The 19,182-nt window shown below is 67.7% G+C and carries 16 protein-coding genes and 1 riboswitch; of the genes, 6 read left to right on the top strand and 10 right to left on the bottom strand.

Translation table 11 applies throughout. From position 1 onward, the window contains the following. Positions 1–132 precede the first annotated feature (132 nt). The 7 genes from E0W60_RS15275 to xdhA all read right to left on the bottom strand — a co-directional run bounded on the left by E0W60_RS15275 (position 133) and on the right by xdhA (position 9,941). Positions 133–708, bottom strand: a complete 576-nt coding sequence (locus E0W60_RS15275; RefSeq protein ID WP_133094130.1) for a TMEM165/GDT1 family protein — start codon at positions 706–708, stop codon at positions 133–135. 133 nt (positions 709–841) lie between these two features. Next, a riboswitch (yybP-ykoY riboswitch) is annotated at positions 842–966 on the bottom strand. Positions 967–1,021: 55 nt separating this feature from the next. Then, positions 1,022–2,182: a fatty acid desaturase gene (locus E0W60_RS15280; protein WP_240745940.1), complete on the bottom strand. Its 1,161-nt coding sequence runs from the start codon at positions 2,180–2,182 to the stop codon at positions 1,022–1,024. A gap of 235 nt (positions 2,183–2,417) precedes the next feature. After that, complete coding sequence (guaD, locus tag E0W60_RS15285; protein WP_135704864.1) at positions 2,418–3,737, bottom strand: guanine deaminase; 1,320 nt, start codon at positions 3,735–3,737, stop codon at positions 2,418–2,420. A 75-nt stretch (positions 3,738–3,812) separates the two neighbouring features. Beyond that, positions 3,813–4,868, bottom strand: a complete 1,056-nt coding sequence (locus tag E0W60_RS15290; protein WP_135704865.1) for an adenosine deaminase — start codon at positions 4,866–4,868, stop codon at positions 3,813–3,815. A 51-nt stretch (positions 4,869–4,919) separates the two neighbouring features. Beyond that, positions 4,920–5,909 carry a xanthine dehydrogenase accessory protein XdhC gene (gene xdhC, locus E0W60_RS15295; RefSeq protein WP_135704866.1) on the bottom strand — a complete coding sequence of 330 codons (990 nt, stop codon included), beginning with the start codon at positions 5,907–5,909 and terminating at the stop codon, positions 4,920–4,922. Between the two features lie 155 nt (positions 5,910–6,064). Continuing rightward, complete coding sequence (xdhB, locus tag E0W60_RS15300; protein ID WP_135704867.1) at positions 6,065–8,419, bottom strand: xanthine dehydrogenase molybdopterin binding subunit; 2,355 nt, start codon at positions 8,417–8,419, stop codon at positions 6,065–6,067. 19 nt (positions 8,420–8,438) lie between these two features. Continuing rightward, positions 8,439–9,941, bottom strand: a complete 1,503-nt coding sequence (gene xdhA / locus E0W60_RS15305; protein ID WP_135704868.1) for a xanthine dehydrogenase small subunit — start codon at positions 9,939–9,941, stop codon at positions 8,439–8,441. Between the two features lie 220 nt (positions 9,942–10,161). Here xdhA and E0W60_RS15310 point away from each other — a divergent pair, with 220 nt between their 5' ends. After that, entirely contained in the window at positions 10,162–11,109 is a 948-nt protein-coding gene (locus tag E0W60_RS15310; RefSeq protein ID WP_063241445.1) for a LysR substrate-binding domain-containing protein, read from the top strand. A 20-nt stretch (positions 11,110–11,129) separates the two neighbouring features. Here the strand turns inward: E0W60_RS15310 and E0W60_RS15315 are convergent, their stop codons facing one another. Then, positions 11,130–11,975: a substrate-binding domain-containing protein gene (locus E0W60_RS15315; protein ID WP_135704869.1), complete on the bottom strand. Its 846-nt coding sequence runs from the start codon at positions 11,973–11,975 to the stop codon at positions 11,130–11,132. Between the two features lie 142 nt (positions 11,976–12,117). Here E0W60_RS15315 and E0W60_RS15320 point away from each other — a divergent pair, with 142 nt between their 5' ends. From E0W60_RS15320 to E0W60_RS15340, 5 genes are all read left to right on the top strand, one after another. Further along, positions 12,118–13,215, top strand: coding sequence for a substrate-binding domain-containing protein (locus E0W60_RS15320; RefSeq protein ID WP_135704870.1), 1,098 nt, complete (start codon positions 12,118–12,120; stop codon positions 13,213–13,215). 125 nt (positions 13,216–13,340) lie between these two features. Next, the gene (locus tag E0W60_RS15325) at positions 13,341–13,949 is read left to right on the top strand and encodes a DUF4126 domain-containing protein (protein ID WP_133094138.1); all 609 of its coding nucleotides are present in this window, start codon (positions 13,341–13,343) and stop codon (positions 13,947–13,949) included. 125 nt (positions 13,950–14,074) lie between these two features. Next, the gene (locus E0W60_RS15330) at positions 14,075–16,696 is read left to right on the top strand and encodes an ABC transporter permease (RefSeq protein WP_135704871.1); all 2,622 of its coding nucleotides are present in this window, start codon (positions 14,075–14,077) and stop codon (positions 16,694–16,696) included. A gap of 24 nt (positions 16,697–16,720) precedes the next feature. After that, complete coding sequence (locus tag E0W60_RS15335; protein WP_133094140.1) at positions 16,721–17,149, top strand: group II truncated hemoglobin; 429 nt, start codon at positions 16,721–16,723, stop codon at positions 17,147–17,149. A gap of 42 nt (positions 17,150–17,191) precedes the next feature. After that, positions 17,192–17,788 (top strand): DUF924 family protein, encoded by a 597-nt coding sequence (locus E0W60_RS15340; RefSeq protein ID WP_133094141.1) that lies wholly within the window; start codon positions 17,192–17,194, stop codon positions 17,786–17,788. 24 nt (positions 17,789–17,812) lie between these two features. On the opposite strand, the gene E0W60_RS15345 is transcribed toward E0W60_RS15340, so the two are convergent. Both E0W60_RS15345 and E0W60_RS15350 read right to left on the bottom strand, forming a co-directional pair. Next, the gene (locus E0W60_RS15345) at positions 17,813–18,397 is read right to left on the bottom strand and encodes a TIGR00730 family Rossman fold protein (protein ID WP_133094142.1); all 585 of its coding nucleotides are present in this window, start codon (positions 18,395–18,397) and stop codon (positions 17,813–17,815) included. Then, positions 18,394–19,095: a TetR/AcrR family transcriptional regulator gene (locus tag E0W60_RS15350; protein WP_133094143.1), complete on the bottom strand. Its 702-nt coding sequence runs from the start codon at positions 19,093–19,095 to the stop codon at positions 18,394–18,396. Before E0W60_RS15350 ends, E0W60_RS15345 begins: the two co-directional genes overlap by 4 nt. Positions 19,096–19,182 lie beyond the last annotated feature (87 nt).

A 19,182-nucleotide genomic window follows, 5' to 3' on the forward strand; every position in this document is an offset into this window, starting at 1 on the left:
CTTTGTGTCCCGTTTTTTTTGCTTTCGCCGCGATGTGATCATAGGGTTGGGGGTGTGCACTGCTGGTGCAGTTGGCGACATGCTATCGGCTGTTGATGCGTTGCTGTCACCAACAGCGACCCACCCCCGAAATCAACCTCCAATATTCATCAGCGCCAGCACGCCCAGCACCACGAAGATCGCGGCCGCAATCTTATGCACCAGCCCAATCGGCATCTTGTTGGCAAACTTGTCCCCCAGCAGAACAGCAGGCGCATTGGCGATCATCATGCCGAAGGTCGTGCCGGCGACCACGGCCACCACCGCATCGCTGAAGCGCGCCGCCAGGGCAACGGTGGCGATCTGCGTCTTGTCACCCATCTCGGCGAAGAAGAACGCAACGATGGTGGTAGCCAGGATGCCAAGCGCGCCCTTCACCGGCTTGGCCTGCTCGGCATCGTCGAGCTTGTCGGGAATCAGCATCCATGCGCCCATCGCGATAAAGCCCAGGCCCAGGATCCAGCGCAGCAGGTTTTCTCCGACCACATGCGTGATCCATCCGCCAAGCGCGCCGGCAAAGCCGTGGTTGACGAGCGTGGCAATCAGGATGCCAAGGATGATGGGGAGGGGCTTGCGATAGCGCGCGGCCAGGACCAGCGACAGCAGTTGCGTCTTGTCGCCCATTTCAGCAAGGGCGACGATGCCTGTGGAGACGAGGAAGGCTTCCATGTTGTTATGTGGGATAACCAGGCCGCAATGCATCGCGAGATGCCAATGACGCACACCTTTCCCGGCCCGGCCAGAAAGGTATGGTCATCGGTCTCGCCAGGCGTGGACGCTGCCTGGGCCAGTCTGGCCAGGCGGGGTCCGGAGCTGCGCACGCCATAACCGCAAGCGGTCAAGTCTGTTGACGTACGCCCCTGTCCCCCGGAATCCGCATTGCGCGGCGCGGTGAGAGCAGGGCGGCTACTCCCCAATGGAAGCGGCAATTATAACCGCGGCGGCGGTGGATCGTCCACCGCCGCCGCGGTCGGTATGGCGATCAGGCCGGCACCGGCGCGTGCTCGCTGGTCTGGCGGCCGCGGAAATCGGTCCAGCACAGCGCCTTGAAGTCATACAGCTTGCAGCGGCGCGCCGTGTCGAAATACCAGCGCCAGGAGAAGTTCTCGATGATGATGCGGCCCGGCAGCGCGTGCTCCAGCAGCGCCTGCGCGCGCTTGAGGCGATATAGCGGCACGCTCATGTCGACGTGGTGCGCGGTGTGCTCCATGATGTGATGCAGCGCGGAGCCGATGCCATGGCGGAAGCGCAGGTGCACGGTGGTCGAGACAAACGGCTGCGCTTTGGCCCACATGGCCTTGGTGTCGTACCAGGCCACGCTGGCATGGGTGTGGTGCACGTACAGCACGAAGCCCACGGTCACGTTCCACACCAGGAAAGGCAGCACGAAACCGGCGCCGACCAGCATCCAGGCCGACTGGCCCGTGGCAAAGGCCAGTGCCACCAGCGCGCCGATCCAGGCCACGCCGAAGGCCGCCACCAGCAGGCAATCGCGCACGAAGACCGGGCGGCGGGTGGCCATCTGGCGCTTGCTGGGGAAGAACAGCTTGCTCCACCAGATCTCTACCAGGTAGTACAGGCCCGGGCCGAAGCCGGTGCGGTAGATGCGCTCCAGCGCGCGCCGCCAGCGCGGCAGCGCGTTGAATTCTTCCAGCGAGTAGGGCGCCCAGACGAAGTCGAAGCCTTTCAGGTTGGTATAGCCGTGGTGGACCACGTTATGGCCGACTTCCCACAGGCTGTACGGCGTCAGCGACGGCAGGAAAGTCAGCCGGCCCAGCCATTTGTTCAGGCCGCGGCGCGGCGTCAGGCTCTGGTGGCAGGCATCGTGGCCGATGATGAACAGGCGCGCGATCACCAGCCCGGCCAGCACGCCCAGCCCCAGCTTGGCGGCCCAGTGCGAGGCTAGCACCACGCCGGCCAGCACGGCGGCGAACAGCAGGTAGTCGAAGGCGAACAGCGCCAGCGCGCGCGGCGTGCTGCGCTCGCCCAGCGGGATCAGCCAGCCGCGGATGACCTTGCGCGACGGGAATGGCGCGTCCGGGGCGATCGGCTCCGGCAGCGGCAGCCGGCCGGGCTTGGCGGACTGCCGGGCATGCGGGGCATGCTCGGGATGCGCTGAGGGCGTGGATGGGATTGCGGTCATGCGGAACCTTCTGGTTTTGCGGTCGGATGGCGTTGGCCAACGCAGCCAATGCTGCCAATGAGGCCGGCGCATGCCGGCCATGGCGAAACCGCAAGGTTAGAAGGCTTTGCCGGTGGGGATCTTGACGGGCGTCAATCCGGAAGGACGCGCTAAGCGGTAAAAGCGCGCCCGCCGCGAAGGGCGGGCGCCGTGGTGCCGGAATTGGGTACCGGACAGGAGTGCCGGATGTGACGGATCAGGCGGCGGCGCGCACCGGCTCGCCCATGATGTAGACGCTGTCGATCACGCGGTCGTCGCCCAGCATGGCAAAGGCGAACAGTTCTTCTTCCAGCGTCTCCGAGCGGTTGCTGCGGCGGGCGATCAGCGGCGTGGCCTTGGGATCGAGCACGACGAAGTCGGCCTCGCAGCCCTCGCTGAAGCTGCCGACGCGGCCGGTCCAGCCCAGCGCCTCGGCGGCGGCGCGCGTGGCCAGGTAGAACATGCGCAGCGCGGTCAGGTAGTAGCCGCCCATGCGCGCGACCTTGTGCGCGGCGTTCATGGTGCGGAACATCGAGAACGAGGTGCCGCCGCCGACGTCGGTGGCCAGCGTCACGTTCAGGCGGTTGGCGTCGGACAGGTGGAAGTCATAGAAACCGCTGCCCAGGAACAGGTTGGAGGTGGGGCAGTGCGCCACCGCGGCGCCGCTGTCGGCCAGCCGGCGGCGGTCGTCCTGGTCCAGGTAGATGGCGTGGCCGTACATCGCGCCGGGGCGCAGCAGGCCGTAGCGGTCGTAGACGTCCAGGTAGCTGCGCGCGTCCGGGAACAGCTCGGCTACCCATTTGACCTCGTCGCGGTTCTCGGCCACGTGGGTCTGGATAAAGGCGTCGGGGTAGGCGCGCGCCAGTTCGCCGCAGGCGGCCAGCTGTGCTTCGGTCGAGGTCGGCGCGAAGCGCGGCGTGATCGCGTACGACAGGCGGCCCTTGTTATGCCAGCGCGACAGCAGGTCGGCCGAATCCTGCGCGCCAGTCTCGGCCGTATCGCGCAGGAATTCGGGGCAGTTGCGGTCCATCATCACCTTGCCGGTGACCAGGCGCAGGTTGCGCGCCTCGCTCTCGGTGAAGAGCGCGTCGGCCGAGGCCTTGTGCACCGTGCTCCAGACCACCGCGCTGGTGGTGCCGTTGCGCAGCAGTTCTTCGGTGAAGAAACCGGCCACGCCGCGGGCGTAGTCGGGATCGGCGAAGCGGCGCTCTTCGGGGAAGGTGTAGGTGTCGAGCCAGTGCAGCAGGCCCGGCGACGGCGACGCGATCATGTCGGTCTGCGGGTAGTGCACGTGGGTGTCGATAAAGCCCGGCACGATCAGCTTGCCACGGTGGTCGACGATCTCGGCGCCGGCCGGGATGCGGTCTGCCAGCTTTGCATACTCGCCGGCGGCGGCAATGCGGCCGTCGGTGACGATCAGCACCCCGTCGTCCCAATACTGGTACGCATCCTCATGGAACTGCGGGTCGCGCAGGAAATGCAGCACGCGGCCGCGGATGGCACGGGTGGTGGACTCGGTCGTGGGGGTGGTCGTCATCGTTTGTCTCTTGTGGCCGGCCCGCGCGTGCCGACGTTACGTCACGCGGCGGGCCGGTCTATTGGCATGCGCCGGTCAGGCCGCAGGGGCCGTCGCGGGCGGGGACTTGGGCGTGGCCGACCAGAAGTGGTCGACTTCGGCCAGGAACTCGGCCTTCTGCACCTCGGGCAGGAAGGCCGCTTCAAAGCTGTTGCGCGCCAGCTTGTGCGCGTCGGCGGCATCCAGCGGCAGCGCGTCGAAGGTGGCTTCCCAGTTGGCGTTCATGTAGCCGCCAAAGTAGGCCGGATCGTCCGAATGGAGCGTGATGGCCACGCCCGCATCCAGCATGCGCTTGAGCGGATGGTCGCTCAGGTCGGGGTAGACCTTGAGTTTGACGTTGGACAGCGGGCATACCGTCAGCGCGACGCGCTCGCGCGCCAGGCGCTGGATCAGCGCGGCATCGTCGATGGCATGCACGCCGTGGTCGATGCGCTCGACCTTGAGGATGTCGAGCGCATCGGAGACGTATTGCGCCGGGCCTTCCTCGCCGGCGTGCGCGACCCGGTGCAGGCCCAGCTCTTTCGCTCGGGCGAACACGCGTTCGAACTTTTCCGGTGGGTTGCCTTTCTCGGAGGAATCCAGCCCCACGCCGACGAAGCGGTCCCGGTAGGGCAGCGCGGCTTCCAGCGTGGCAAAGGCGTCTTCCTCCGACAGGTGGCGCAGGAAGCACAGGATCAGGCTGCTGGAGAAGTCATATTCCGTACGCGCCTGGGCCAGGGCGTCGGCAATGCCGTCGATCACCACGCCGATCGGCACCCCGCGCGCGGTATGGGTCTGGGGGTCGAAGAAGATCTCGGCGTGGCGGACGTTGTCGGCGACGGCGCGCTTGACGTAGTCCATGGTCATGTCGAAGAAATCTTCCTCGGTCAGCAGGACGCTGGCGCCGGCGTAGTAGATGTCGAGGAACGACTGCAGGTCGGTAAAGGCGTAGGCGGCGCGCAGCGCCTCCACGCTGGGGTAGGGCAGCGCCACCTGGTTGCGCTGGGCCAGCCGGAAGATCAGTTCCGGCTCGAGCGTGCCTTCGATATGCACATGCAGTTCGGCCTTGGGGGTACGGCGGATTTTGTCCGCCAGTGCGGCATCGATGGTCATGGGGGCCTCGTGTTCTCTATGCCCGCCAGCCAGGGCCGGCGGCACGGGTTCTCAGGGATGCACCGCCTCCGCCAGGCCCGCACGCAGCGCGGCTAGGCGCTGTTCGCGAACCTGGAGCAGCTGGGCGACGATAGCAACCGCAATCATAGCCGGAGCTTTGTCGGTAATCCCGGGAACCCCCATGGGGCATGTCATTTCCGCAAACCTGGCCGGGTCGATGCCATGCTCGGCCATGCGGTGTTCAAAGCGGGCGCGCTTGGTCTTGGAACCGATCAGGCCGAAGTAGGCGAAATCGGTGCGCTTCAGGATTTCTTCGCACAGGGTCTGGTCGAGCGCGTGGCTGTGCGTCATCACCAGGAAATAGCTGCCCGCCGGCGCCTGCGTCACCACGGCCTCGGGTGTGTCGCTGGCCTCGGCCTCGACGTTGTCGGGCAGGCCGCCGGGGAACAGCGTGTCGCGCTCGTCCACCCAGTGCACGCGGCACGGCAGCGTCGCCAGCACCTTGACCAGCGCGTGGCCGACGTGGCCGGCACCGAACAGCACCACGTGCATGGCGTCGGGCACCACCGTGTCGGTCCAGCTGCCGTCCGGCCGCAGGTCGACGGCGGGGAGGACGGCGCGGCTGTCGGCAAAGGTCACCGCGCCGCTGGCCGGCACGTGGCGCTGCAGCGCGCGGTGCGCGGCGAAATTGCGTTCGACCGCATCGAGCCATGCCAGGTCGGCCTCGCCCAGCACCTCGAACGCCAGTTGCACCACGCCGCCGCAGCACTGGCCCAGCGCCGGGCCCAGCGGGATGCGCTCGATGCGGCGCTGCTCGTGACGCACCAGCATCTCGCGCGCGATATCCATGCCGCGCCATTCCAGGTGGCCGCCGCCGATGGTCCCGACCAGGTCGTCCGGGCTGACCAGCATGCGGATGCCGGGCTCGCGCGGGGCCGAGCCCTTGACCTCGACGATGGTCACCATCGCCACCGGCACGCCGGTGCGCACCATGCGGGCGGCGTCGGCGAAGCGGAAGGGTTTGAGCGGTGCGTCCTGCATGTGGGGGCCTTATCGGAAAACTGGGTCTTGCCTGGGGCAGGGTGGGCGCGCGCCTGCTTCGTCCGCCGGCCCCGTGCCTGTCACGGCAGGCACGGGGGGAAAGTCCGGGGCACCCGCGGGCGCGCGCTTCCTTGCGATCGCTTCGTTGCCTGCGCTCAGGCCGCTTGCGCTGCCGCTTCGCGTACCGCTTCCACGGCGTCGAGGATCGCCTCGCTGGTGGCGGGCGCCTTCAGCGGCGGGTTGATGCGGTAGTCGCCCACCGCCGCAATCGCGTCGCGGATCGCGAAGAACACCGAGAACGGCAGCAGCAGCGGCGGCTCGCCCACCGCCTTGGAGCGGTGGATGCTGTCCTCGACGTTCTGGTTCTGGAACAGGCGCACGTTGAATTCCTCGGGGCAGTCGTTGACCGTCGGGATCTTGTACGTGGACGGGGCGTGCGTCATCAGCTTGCCGTCCTTGTTCCACCACAGTTCCTCGGTGGTCAGCCAGCCCATGCCCTGGATGAACGCGCCCTCGACCTGGCCGATGTCCAGCGCCGGGTTCAGCGAGCGGCCGGCGTCGTGCAGCGCGTCGGCGCGCAGCAGCTTCCATTCGCCGGTCAGCGTATCGACCAGTACCTCGGAGCAGGCGGCGCCGTAGGCGTAGTAGTAGAACGGGCGGCCCTGCAGCTTGCTCTGGTCCCAGTGCAGCTTGGGCGTGGTGTAGAAGCCGTCGGACCACAGCTGCACGCGCGCCACATAGGCCTCGCGCGCCAGTTCGCCGAACGATACACGCAGTTCGCCGGCACTTACGAGGTCGTCGTTGAAGCGCACTTCGGACGGCTCCACGCCGGCCTTGCGCGCGGCAAACGCGGCCAGGCGCTCGCGGATCTGGCGGGCGGCATCCTGTGCGGCCTTGCCGTTCAGGTCGGCGCCGGTCGATGCCGCGGTAGCCGAGGTGTTGGCCACCTTGCTGGTATCGGTCGCGGTCACGCGCACGCGTTCCATGCGGATGCCCAGCTCGTGCGCCACCACCATCGCCACCTTGGTGTTCAGGCCCTGGCCCATTTCGGTGCCGCCATGGTTCACCAGCACCGAGCCGTCGTTGTAGACGTGCACCAGCGCGCCGGCCTGGTTGAAGTGGGCCACGTTGAACGAGATGCCGAACTTCACCGGGGTGATGGCGATGCCCTTCTTCAGGATCGGGCTCTGCGCGTTGAAGGTGCGCGTGGCCTCGCGGCGTGCGCGGTATGCGCTGGTCGCGACCAGTTCGTCGATCAGCTCGTGGATGACGTTGTCTTCCACGGTCTGGCCGTACGGCGTGACGTTGTTCCCGGTCTTGCCGTAGAAGTTGGCGCGGCGCACTTCGAGCGAATCCTTGCCGACGTTGCGGGCCACGTTGTCCAGGATGTACTCGATCGCAAACGCGCCCTGCGGGCCGCCGAAGCCGCGGAAGGCGGTATTGCTCTGCGTATTGGTCTTGCCGCAGTAGCCGTCGATCTGCACGTTCGGCAGCCAGTAGGCATTGTCGAAGTGGCAGATGGCGCGGGTCATCACCGGGCCGGACAGGTCGGCCGAGAAACCGGCGCGCGACACCATCTGGACCTTGACGCCCTCGATATGCCCTTCGTCATCGTGGCCCACTTCGTAGTCGAACACGAAGTCATGGCGCTTGCCGGTGATCATCATGTCGTCGTCGCGGTCCGGACGCAGCTTGACCGGGCACATCAGCTTCCACGCGGCCAGCGCGGCGCAGCAGGCGAACAGCGCCGACTGCGATTCCTTGCCGCCGAAGCCGCCGCCCATGCGGCGGCACTCGACCAGCACCTGGTGCGCCTGCCAGCCCAGCATATGGCACACGGCGTGCTGCATCTCGGTCGGGTGCTGGGTCGAGCACCACACCTGCATGCCGTCGTTCTCGCGCGGCGCGGCGTAGGAAATCTGGCCTTCCAGGTAGAACTGTTCCTGCCCGCCGAGGTGGATCTTGCCACCGTCCTTGTGGGCAGCGCCGGCGATATGGCTGACCGCCTCGCCGCGCTTCAGGTGCATCGGCGGCAGCACATAGCTGCCGGCTTCGTGCGCGGCTTCCGGCGACAGCACCGGCGGCAGGTCTTCATACTCGATCACGCCCAGGCGGGCGGCGCGGCGGGCGGCGTCGTGCGAGGTCGCCACCACGATAAAGACCGGCTGGCCGATGAACTGCACCACGTCGCGCGCCAGGATCGGGTCGTCGTGGATGATCGGGCCGCAGTCGTTGGTGCCGGGGATGTCGTCCACCGTCAGCACGGACACCACGCCGGGAGCGGCGCGCACCTTGTCGAGCGAGATCGACTTGATGCGGGCGTGCGCGCGGCTGCTCATGCCGAGCGCGGCGTGCAGCGTGCCGGCCAGCTCGGGGATATCGTCCGTATAGGTGGCGGTGCCGGCCACGTGCAGGTGGGCGGATTCATGCGGACGCGAGATGCCGACCTGCGGCACTGCCTCGGCGGCAATGCCGGCGTCGAGCAGGAAGGGTTCGGTTTGCTTGTTCATGCCGATTTTCCTTTTTCTCTCAGGCCGTGACGATTGCGATGGTGCCGGCGCCGGGCGCACGGACATTGACGGCTGCCGCGGGCAGCGCTTCGCTGGTGGTTTCCAGCCAGAAGCGGTACAGCAGGTTGGCGGCGCCGCGGCTGCGGTACGACGCGGTCGCGCGCATGTCGGTCAGCGGGGTGTAGTCCTGCGACAGCGCGGCCATGCCGGCGCGGGCGGTGGCTTCGTTCCACGGCCGGCCGATCAGGGCCGCTTCCGTGGCGGCCGCGCGCTTGGGCGTGGCCGCCATGCCGCCGAAGGCGATGCGCGCCTCGCGGACGATGCCGTCCTGCACGGTGATGCCGAATGCGGCACACACGGCCGAGATATCCTCGTCAAAACGTTTGGACAGCTTGTAGGTGCGGAAGTGCTGCGGCCCCGCCACCGGCACGCGCAGCGCGGCGACGAATTCGCCTTGCTGCATGGCGGTCTTCTGGTAGGCCAGGTACAGGTCTTCCAGCGGCAGCGTGCGGCGGGTTTCGCCAAGCTGCAGCACCACTTCCGTACCTAGCGCAATCAGCGCCGGCATCGAGTCGCCGATCGGCGAGCCGTTGGCGATATTGCCGCCCAGCGTGCCGGCATTGCGGATCGGCAGCGAAGCGAAGCGCTTCCACATCTCTTCCAGTTCCGGGTGCGCGGCATTTAGCGCGGCGTAGGCCTTCTCCAGCGTGACGGCAGCGCCGATCTCGACCATGCCGTCGCGTTCCTCGATCCGGTTCAGGTCTTCCACCTGGCCCACGTAGAGCAGGTTGCCCAGCTCGCGGAACTGCTTGGTCACCCACAGGCCGACGTCGGTGCTGCCGGCGAGGATGCGGATATCGGGCTGCGCCGCCTTGATCGCGCCGAACTCGGCCGCGGTGCGCGGGGCAAAGAAGTCCTGGCCCTGCGCGCGGTAGCGGAAGGTCTCGCCGCGCTTCAGGTTGCGCAGCGTGTCGGCGATCTGCTTCGGGTCCAGCTTGCCGTCGGTCGGGGCGGGCAGGGCCATCATGCGCTCGCCGGCGTCGATGATCGGGCGGTAGCCGGTGCAGCGGCACAGGTTGCCGGTCAGCGCGTCGCAGATGGTCTGGCGCGAAGGCGCCTCGCCACCGGGGGTGTGCTGCTGGTACAGCGCCCACAGCGACATCACGAAGCCGGGGGTGCAGAAGCCGCACTGCGAGCCGTGGCACTCGACCATGGCTTCCTGCACCGGGTGCAGGGTGCCGTCGGCCTGGCGCAGGTCCTCGACCGTGATCAGGGCCTTGCCGTCGAGCGTGGGCAGGAACTGGATGCAGGCATTGACCGCCTTGAATTCGACGTCGCCGCCGTCCTGCAGTTCGCCAATGACGACGGTGCAGGCGCCGCAGTCGCCTTCGGCGCAGCCTTCCTTGGTGCCGGTGCAGCGGGCGTCTTCACGCAGGTACTGCAGCACGGTGCGGGTAATGGGGGCGTCGGATACTTCCTTGACCTGGCCGCGGTGGAAAAAGCGGATGGTTTGCGTCTCCATGGTCTTCTCTCTCTTGGGGATGGCGGAAACATAGCATCGCTACGTTTCATGCAATATTCGACCCAGGTGATATGCGCCATCAGCGGGCACGCCGGTCGGTGCCCGGCCGCACTGAGCGGTATGCGGATTTGACCGATTGTGGGGTGCTTGTCATACACTATGCGCCGTTCCCATCCCCCACGCCACCTATCCGGCCCCCGCCGGAGGGCTGCCCATCGCCATGCACGGACGCGACCATCTCGATACATATTTGCTGCGGGTGCTCCACACCCTGCTGACCGAGCAGAGCGTGACCCGCACCGCCGTGCGCCTGGGCCAGTCGCAGCCCGCCATCAGCAACACCCTGAAGCGCCTGCGCGAGATCACCGGCGACGCCATCCTGGTGCGGGGCAAGAACGGCATGGTGCCGACCGAGCGCGGCCGCGAACTGCTGGCGCTGGCCGAGCAAAGCCTCGCGGCGATGGACCGCATTGCCCGCCCGCCGCAGCAGTTCGACCCGGCCACCACTACGCGCACCTTCCACCTGGGGGCGCCGGACTACCTCGACGCCTTCTTCCTGCCCAATATCGTCGAACGCGTGCGCCGGCTGGCGCCGGGCGCCAAGCTGTTCGTGCATCCGATGACGTCGTCGTCGGACTTCCTCGACGACCTGGAACAGGGGCAGCTGGATATCGTGGTCGGCAACTGGCTGTCGCCGCCGGAACACCTGCATATCTCGCCACTGTTCGACGATGAGGTGGTGTGCATGCTGGGCGCGCAGCACCCGCTGGCGCGCAAGGGACTGACGCTCAAGCACTACCTGGAGATGCCGCACCTGGCCCCGGCGCCATATGCGTCGATGCAGCGCAGCATGATCGACCAGGCGCTCGCGGAGCAGGGCTACAAGCGCAATATCCAGGTGACGCTGCCGTACTTCGGGCTGGTGCCGTATGTGCTGATGAAGACTGACATGGTCTTCACCACCGGCCGCCAGTTCGCGGCGCACTATGCGCAATATCTGCCGATCCGCATGGTGCCGTCGCCGGTGTCGTTCCCGCGCATGCGCTTCTACCAGCTGTGGCACGAGCGCTGCCACGCGGCGCCGGACATCATGTGGATCCGGCGCATGATCGCGGAGGTGGCGGCGGACCTGCCGCAATTGCCGCGGCTGGAGGCGGAGGCGGGTTGATCCCCCTGCCCCCGGGCGATTTATTTCTGCGCGGTCTGCGCCTTGTAGTTCGGGAAGAACAGCTGTTCCCCTTCCACCTTGTAACTGGCGATCGCGTCCTGCCCTTCCTTCGACGTGACCCACTCCATCAGCTTCATCGCATCCCCATAGTTGGTGCCCGGGTGCCTGGCCGGATTGACCGCGATGATCCCGTACGGGTTGAACATCTTCGGGTCGCCCTCGATGGCGATGGCCAGGCCGGTCTTGGCGCGGTAGGCGCCGTAGGTGGCGCGGTCTGACAGCGTGTAGCCCGGCATCTGCGCGGCCATGGTCAGTACCTCGCCCATGCCCAGGCCGGCACTGACGTACCACAGCTTGCCCTTGGGCTCGATGCCGATTTCTTTCCAGTACTCCTTCTCCATCACGTCGGTGCCGGAGTTGTCGCCGCGCGAGATGAACTTGCTGCCGCTGCCCGACAGCTTGCGGAAGCCGGCGAGCACGTCCTTGCCGCCCTTCAGGCCGGCCGGGTCGTTGGCCGGGCCGACCACGATGAAGTCGTTGTACATCACGTCGCGCCGGTTGACGCCGTAGCCGGCGGCGACGAAGGCGTCTTCCATCTTGCGGGCGTGGACCAGCAGCACGTCGACGTCGCCCATCTCGCCCATTTTCATCGCCTTGCCGGAGCCGACGGCGATCACCTTGACGCTGACGCCGGACTTCTGCTCGAAGCGGGGCAGCAGGTACTTCAACAAGCCGGAGTTGTCGGTGCTGGTGGTGGTGGCGAGCTTCAGTTCGCCGGCGTGCGCGGCCGACATCAGGACCACGCAGGCGGCGGCGGTGGCGCGGCGCAGGTGGCGGAACGGGCTGGAGGTGTGGCGCGGCTGCATGGGGAACCCATTGAGTTATGTTTTGATGGACATAATTGCCTTTCCCTACAGGACTCGGGGAGAATGCAGCGAAAGACAATAAAACAGGGGTGTTCATTGTGATCCAGCGGAATTTCAGATGTAAATATGAAGCGAGGAACATATGACGTTCCGCTTTGACCTGTTTCCGGTCATTGCGCCGGACGACAACCCGCGCGCCAACGACAAGGTGTTCCAGTTGCTCAAGGCTGTGCGCGAGACCGGCTCGCTGCACCGGGCCGCGCGCGAGATCGGCCTGTCCTACCGCCATGCCTGGGGGGTGATGCGCACATGGGAGGAAATGCTGGGCCGCTCCATGCTCGACATGGAGCGGGGCCGCGGCGCATCGCTGACGCGTTTTGGCGAGCGGCTGCTGCGCGCCGAGCTGCGCCTGCGCGAGTCGGTCGAACCGGTGGTGCAGAAGGCCATGGCGGATTTCATCGCCGAGCTCGACGATGCCCAGCAGCCGCAATCGTGCGTCCATTTCACCGGCAGCCATGACCCGGCCGTGGAAGTGCTGGCTGCCGCGCTCGGCCAGGCGGTCGCGCCGTTGCAGCTGGACACGGTGTTCTGCGGCAGCGTGGAAGGGCTGGTATGTCTGCAGGAGCGGCAGTCGGAGCTGGCGGGCTTCTACGTCTCGCCGGTGCAGACGGCGGGATCTGTGGCGCATGTGACCCTGCGCAAGTGGCTGCGGCCGGCCTCGGTGCGGCTGCTGCGCCTGGCGTGGCGCGAGCAGGGGCTGATGGTGGCGCCGGAGCTGGCGCGCGAGATCCGCGACCTGCGCGACCTGGTGCGCACCCAGGCGCGTTTCGTCAACCGCCAGCGCAGTTCGGGCACGCGCATGCTGTTCGACCAGTTGCTGGCGGCACAGGGCCTGTACCAGGACCAGGTCGCCGGCTATGACGAAACCGAGTTCAGCAACGAGAAGGTGGCTGAGGCGGTGCATGGCGGCCGCGCCCAGGTTGGCTTCGGGCTGCGCATGAACGCCGAAAGTCACGGCCTGGCCTTCGTGCCGCTGACGCGCGAGGCTTACTACCTGGCGCTGCGCAAGAACGACCAGACCGCCGGCTGGATGGCGGCGCTGCTGGCCTTGCTGGCCGATCCGGCGTTCGCAAAACGCATCGAGGCGCTGCCCGGCTACGCCATGGCCGAGCCGGCCGGGGTGCTGACGCCGCAGGAAGCGCTGCCCTGGTTCGGGCCGGACGGCAAGGAGGGCACCTGAGCGGCGGGCCGGGCGGCAGGAGCGGATGATGGGCTGGATGGCGGGCGCGCTGCCCGCCCGCTCCGCTCGTATTACACTCCTTGCCAGGGCGTGCCCCGCGCACGCCCGGCCTTGCAAGGAGCAACATGCTGGAAACCGCCGCGCTGGCCGCGGGCATGTCCTGGGCCAGCGGTTTTCGCCTCTATCTCGCCGTGTTCGCCGCCGGCGTTCTGGCACGCCTGGGCTGGCTGGAACTGCCCCCCGGGCTGCAGCCGCTGGAATCCTGGTGGGTGATCGGCGTGGCCGCGGTGCTGGCCGTGGCCGAGTTCATCGCCGACAAGGTGCCGGGCTTCGACTCGGTCTGGGACGGCATCCATACCTTCGTGCGCATTCCGGCCGGCGCGATCCTGGCGGCCGCCGCGTTCGGCCAGCTCGACCCGCAGTGGGTGGTGGCTGCCGGCCTGATCGGCGGCACGCTGGCCGGCACCGCGCATGCGGCCAAGGCCGGCACGCGCGCGCTGATCAACGTTTCGCCGGAACCGTTTTCCAACTGGGCGGCCTCATTCACCGAGGACCTGACCGCGACCGGCAGCCTGATGCTGGCGTTCTTCCTGCCGGTAGTGTTCCTGGTGGTGCTGGTGCTGTTCCTGGTGGCCGCCATCTGGCTGCTGCCCAGGCTGTGGCGCGGCGTGCGCCGGCTGCATGCCACGCTGCGCGGCGGCAGCGCGCGGCCGGGGCGGCCGGGACCTCCGTAGCGCTTGCCGTTCCGTTGCCGTTCACGCCGGACCGTATCCCTGTTTCCTGGCTTTCCGACTGACCCGCGGCGCACCGGCGCCAAGCCATCACCGAACAATTCACCGAAGAATTCACCAAACAACCGATGCCCTCCGAGTCCGCCATCGACGCCCCGACCACCAATGCCAGTCCCGCCGCCGGGGCGGGCACCGCGCAAGCGGGCAGGTTTTCCGCCTGGCGCCAGGCGTTGCGCATGGCACGCCGCGACTGGCTCGCCGGCGAGCTCTACCTGCTGCTGTTCGCGCTGGTGCTCGCGGTGGCGGCGCTGTCCAGCGTCGGCTTCATGGCCGACCGCATGCGGCTGGGGCTGGAGCGCGATGCGCGGCAAATGATCGCGTCTGACGTGCTGCTGGTCTCGGACCAGCCTTTCGACGCCGCCTTCGCGCAGCGTGCCGGGCAGCAGGGGCTGGCGGTGGCGCAGACGGTGACCTTCCCGAGCATGGCCACGGCCAGCGGCAAGGCGCGCGCCGCCGGTGCCGACGCGCCCAGCCAGCTGGCCGCGCTCAAGGCGGTGACCGACGGCTATCCGCTGCGCGGCAGGCTCAGGGTGGCCAACGCGCCGGGCACGCCGGACGCGCCCGCCGAAGGGATTCCCGCGCCGGGCACGGTATGGGTCGACGAAGCGCTGCTGGGCGCGCTCGGATTGAACGTGGGCGACGCGCTTCAGCTTGGCAGCCGCACCTTCCGCATCGACCGCATCATCACGCAGGAGATGGACCGCGGCACGGGCTTCATGAACTTTGCGCCGCGCGTGCTGATGCCGTTGTCGGACCTGGAAGGCACCGGCCTGATCGGCTGGGGCAGCCGCGTGACCTACCGGCTGCTGGTGGCCGGCCCCGACGCCGCCGGTGCCGCTTACCAGAAATGGGCGCAGGCGGAGATCGACCGCCGCAAGCTGCGCAACACCCGCATCGAGTCGCTCGAATCCGGCCAGCCGCAGATGCGCGCCACGCTCGACCGGGCCGAGCGCTTCCTGTCGCTGGTGGCGGTGCTGTCGTCGATGATCGCGGCGGTGGCAATCGCCATGTCGGCGCGCCGCTACATGCAGCGCCATACCGATGCCTGCGCGGTCTACAAGTGCCTGGGGCTGTCGCGCGGACAGATCCTGCGCGCGTTCGGGCTGGAATTCCTGCTGATCGGCGCGGGCGGCGCGCTGGCCGGCGTGCTGATCGGCTACCTGGCGCACTACGGGCTGCTGCTGTCGCTGGGCGGGCTGCTCAAGGTGTCGCTGCCGCAGCCTTCGGCATTGCCGGCGCTGGTGGGTGTGCTGGCGGGACTGGTGCTGCTGGCGGGGTTTGCGCTGCCGCCGCTGCTGGCGCTGACGCGCGTGGCGCCGCTGCGGGTGCTGCGCCGCGATATCGGGCTGCCTCCGGTATCCGCGTGGGTCGCGTACGCGCTCGGCCTGGGTGCCTTCGTCGCGCTGCTGCTGGTGGCGGCGCGCGACCTGCGGCTCGGGCTGACCACCGCGGGCGGCTTCGTCGGCGCCGGCGTGGTGTTCGGCTTGCTGGCGCTGGGGCTGCTCACGCTGCTGTCGCGCCTGCTGCGCGGGCGCCTGCGTGGTGCCGCGTCGATGGGCTGGCGTTTTGCGCTGGCGGTGCTGGAGCGCCGCCGCGGCGTCACCGTGCTGCAGACCGTGGCGCTGGCAGTGGGGCTGATGGCGCTGCTGCTGCTCGGCATGACCCGCAACGACCTGGTCGATTCGTGGCGCAGCGCCACGCCGGCCGACGCGCCCAACCGCTTCATCATCAATATCCAGCCCGACCAGCGCGAACCGCTGCGCAAGATGCTGGCCGGCGCCGGCATCAACGACCTGCTTTATCCGATGGTGCGCGGGCGCCTGACCCATATCGGCGAGCGTGCGATCCAGGCCGGCAGCTTCGAGGAAGGCCGCGCGCGCAACCTGGTCGAGCGCGAATTCAACCTGTCCTATACCGATGTGCTGCCGGAGGGCAACCGCGTGATCGCCGGGCGGTGGTCCGACGGCAGCGCCGGCACCGACGCGGGTGCCTCGGTGGAGGAGGGCATCGCCAAGACGCTCGGGATCCACCTCGGCGACACGCTGCGCTTCGACGTGGCCGGCCAGGCGGTGCAGGCGCGCGTGACCTCGCTGCGCAAGCTCGACTGGGGCTCGATGCGGGTCAATTTCTTCGTGATCCTGCCGCCGTCGGCGATGCAGGGCATGCCCGAGACCTACATCACCTCGTTCCACCTGCCCGCTGCCAGCGCGGCGCTGGGCAACCGGCTGATCGCGGCCTTCCCGAACATCACGGTGGTCAACACCGACATGATCCTGCGCCAGATCCAGGACATCCTGGACCAGGTGATCGCGGCGGTGGAGTTCCTGTTTATCTTCACGCTGGCCGCCGGGGTCACGGTGCTGTACGCGGCGCTGTCCGGCGCGCGCGACGAGCGCATGCGCGACGCCGGCCTGCTCAAGGCGCTGGGGGCGTCGGCGGCGCTGGTGCGGCAGACCCAATACGCGGAATTCCTCGTGGTGGGCGGCCTGGCAGGATTCCTGGCCAGCCTGGGAGCGATCGCGGTGGGGTGGGGGCTGTCGCAGTTCGTTTTCGACTTCCCCTACCGCTTCAATGGGTGGATCGTGCCGGTCGGCGTGGTTTCTGGCATGCTGTGCGCTTTTGCCGGCGGCTGGCTGGGCCTGCGCGAAGTGCTGCGCCAGCCGGCGCTGGCGACCTTGCGTGACGCCTGAACGGCGCCGCGCCTCGAGTTTGTGATGAGTACTGAATCCAATCAACAATCCGGCAATGCCGACGGCGCCCCCGAGGTCACGGCTTTCGAGCTGGTCGGCGGCGAGGCGCGCGTGCGCGAGCTGGTCGACCGCTTCTATGACCTGATGGACCTGGAAACCCAGTTTGCCGGCTTGCGCGCGATCCATCCGCCGTCGCTAGACGGCTCGCGCGACAAGCTGTTCTGGTTCCTGTGCGGCTGGCTGGGCGGCCCCAACCACTTTATCGAGCGCTTCGGCCATCCGCGCCTGCGCGCGCGCCACATGCCGTTCGAGATCGGTATCAGCGAGCGCGACCAGTGGATGCGCTGCATGGCACTGGCGATGCAGGACATCGGCCTGTCCGAGGACCTGCAGCTGCGCCTGATGCAGGCGTTCTTCCAGACCGCCGACTGGATGCGCAACGTGGCGCGCTGAGGCGCCTTCCTTCCCCTGCTCACTGAGAAAGAATCTCCACCCATGTCCGTGCAACTGCCCGAAGGTGCCTGCCGCGTGCTCGATTTCTGGTTCGACCAGCCTGGTTCGGCGGCCTGGAATACCGAGCGCCGCGCATGGTTCACCAAGTCGGATGATTTCGACGACCGCATCCGCACGCACTTCCTGTCTGACTGGCAGGTCGCCAGCGAGGGCGCGCCGGACGACTGGTCGGTCACCCCCGAAGGCGCCTGTGCCCGCGTGGTGCTGCTGGACCAGTTCCCGCGCAACATGTTCCGCAACGATCCGCGCAGCTTCGGCACCGATGCGCAGGCGCTGGCGCTGGCCAGGCGCATCGTCGCGACCGGCATGGACCGCGAGCTGCCGACGGACTACCACCGCATGTTCTGCTACATGCCGTTCGAGCATTCGGAAGCGCTGGAAGACCAGGACGAGGCGGTGCGGCTGATGACGCAGCTGCGCGAGTCCAGTGGCGGTAAGGTGGATGTGGTGGAGTGGGCCGACAAGCACCGCGAGATCATCGTGCGCTTTGGCCGCTTCCCGCACCGCAACGCGGTGCTGGGCAGGCCGGGCACGGCGGAGGAACTGGCATTCCTGCAGCGGCCGGGCTCGTCGTTCTAGGCGCGGCAGGAGCCGCGCCGGGCGTCAGGTCTTGTCGCGGGCCTGCTGCCACTTGTCCACGCGCACGCGCGGCGCGGCGGCCAGCTGGTCCAGCAGCGTGCCGGGAAGGTCCGCCACATGCAGCAGGTCTGCATGCACCTGCTTCAGGAATCCTTCCTGCACGGCATGGCCGAGGAAACCCAGCATGCCGTCATAGAAACCACCGACGTTAAGCAGCCCCACCGGCTTGTCGTGGTAGCCCAGCTGCAGCCAGGTGAAGGTCTCGAACAGCTCTTCGAAGGTGCCCACGCCGCCGGGCATGGCGATGAAGGCATCGGCACGGTCGGCCATCATCTGCTTGCGCTCGTGCATGTTGCGCACCACGTGCAGCTCGGTCAGGCCGCGGTGGCCCACTTCCTTCTGCATCAGCGCTTCCGGGATGATGCCGATGACGGTGCCGCCGTGTTCCAGCACCGCGTCGGCCACGGTGCCCATCAGGCCGACCTTGCCGCCGCCGTAGACCAGCGCCAGGCCGCGCTCGGCCAGCGTGCGGCCGAGCAGGCGCGCGCCCTCGGCATATTCGGGGCGGTTGCCGGGGCTGGAGCCGCAATAGACGCAGACGGATTTCACTTCTTTTCCTTTGCCGCCTCGGCGGCTGCCTTGGACGCCGCATAGTCGCGGGCCAGCTGGTCGAAGGCCTCGCGCGCGCGGCCGCGCAGGTAGGGCGCGAGGATCGAGAAGATGTGGTAGCTCGAGCCGTGCAGGTAGCCGCGGATCTGCTCGGCATCGTTGTACTGGCGCGGATGCTGCACGAACTGGAACGACAGCCAGTAGGTGGCAATCACCACCATGTTGGTGCAGATCGCCTCGACCTGCTCGGGCGTGGCTTCCATCTCGCCGTCTTCCAGGAACTGCCGGCAGATCTCGTGCGCGAAGCGCTGCTTCTGCTCGACGATGCGCTTGAAGTTGGTCTCCAGCATCCGGTTGCGCGCCAGCAGGTCGTTGATGTCGCGATACAGGAAGCGGTAGTTCCACAGGAACTCGGACATGTACTGCAGGTAGCCCCAGCTTTCGTCCAGGGTCGCCTTGTGGTCGTCCGGCATCTTCAGGCGGCGCTCCATCTCCTGCTCGAAGCGCACGAAGATGGAGTTGATGATGTCGTCCTTGTTGCGGAAGTGGTAGTAGAGATTGCCGGGGCTGATCTCCATCGCTTCCGCGATCGTCGTGGTGGTGACGTTCGGTTCGCCGACTTCGTTGAACAGGCGCAGCGAGACGTCGAGGATGCGGTCCCTGGTGCGGCGGGGGCCGGTTTGCGGTTTCGGTTCCATGGGCGTCCGGGCGGTCGGTCGATCGGTCGATCGGTGAATCGTGGCAGGGTTGCGATTATAAGCAATCGGCCCGGGCCACCTCCCGTC

Origin of the sequence: Cupriavidus oxalaticus (assembly GCF_004768545.1) — a bacterium.
Lineage (GTDB): Bacteria > Pseudomonadota > Gammaproteobacteria > Burkholderiales > Burkholderiaceae > Cupriavidus > Cupriavidus oxalaticus_A.

What these genes read in the sequence shown, in the direction of transcription:
- E0W60_RS15275 (WP_133094130.1), bottom strand. Translation starts at nt 708, where the DNA reads ATGGAAGCCTTCCTCGTCTCCACAGGCATCGTCGCCCTTGCTGAAATG.
- E0W60_RS15280 (WP_240745940.1), bottom strand. Translation starts at nt 2,182, where the DNA reads ATGACCGCAATCCCATCCACGCCCTCAGCGCATCCCGAGCATGCCCCG.
- guaD (WP_135704864.1), bottom strand. Translation starts at nt 3,737, where the DNA reads ATGACGACCACCCCCACGACCGAGTCCACCACCCGTGCCATCCGCGGC.
- E0W60_RS15290 (WP_135704865.1), bottom strand. Translation starts at nt 4,868, where the DNA reads ATGACCATCGATGCCGCACTGGCGGACAAAATCCGCCGTACCCCCAAG.
- xdhC (WP_135704866.1), bottom strand. Translation starts at nt 5,909, where the DNA reads ATGCAGGACGCACCGCTCAAACCCTTCCGCTTCGCCGACGCCGCCCGC.
- xdhB (WP_135704867.1), bottom strand. Translation starts at nt 8,419, where the DNA reads ATGAACAAGCAAACCGAACCCTTCCTGCTCGACGCCGGCATTGCCGCC.
- xdhA (WP_135704868.1), bottom strand. Translation starts at nt 9,941, where the DNA reads ATGGAGACGCAAACCATCCGCTTTTTCCACCGCGGCCAGGTCAAGGAA.
- E0W60_RS15310 (WP_063241445.1), top strand. Translation starts at nt 10,162, where the DNA reads ATGCACGGACGCGACCATCTCGATACATATTTGCTGCGGGTGCTCCAC.
- E0W60_RS15315 (WP_135704869.1), bottom strand. Translation starts at nt 11,975, where the DNA reads ATGCAGCCGCGCCACACCTCCAGCCCGTTCCGCCACCTGCGCCGCGCC.
- E0W60_RS15320 (WP_135704870.1), top strand. Translation starts at nt 12,118, where the DNA reads ATGACGTTCCGCTTTGACCTGTTTCCGGTCATTGCGCCGGACGACAAC.
- E0W60_RS15325 (WP_133094138.1), top strand. Translation starts at nt 13,341, where the DNA reads ATGCTGGAAACCGCCGCGCTGGCCGCGGGCATGTCCTGGGCCAGCGGT.
- E0W60_RS15330 (WP_135704871.1), top strand. Translation starts at nt 14,075, where the DNA reads ATGCCCTCCGAGTCCGCCATCGACGCCCCGACCACCAATGCCAGTCCC.
- E0W60_RS15335 (WP_133094140.1), top strand. Translation starts at nt 16,721, where the DNA reads ATGAGTACTGAATCCAATCAACAATCCGGCAATGCCGACGGCGCCCCC.
- E0W60_RS15340 (WP_133094141.1), top strand. Translation starts at nt 17,192, where the DNA reads ATGTCCGTGCAACTGCCCGAAGGTGCCTGCCGCGTGCTCGATTTCTGG.
- E0W60_RS15350 (WP_133094143.1), bottom strand. Translation starts at nt 19,095, where the DNA reads ATGGAACCGAAACCGCAAACCGGCCCCCGCCGCACCAGGGACCGCATC.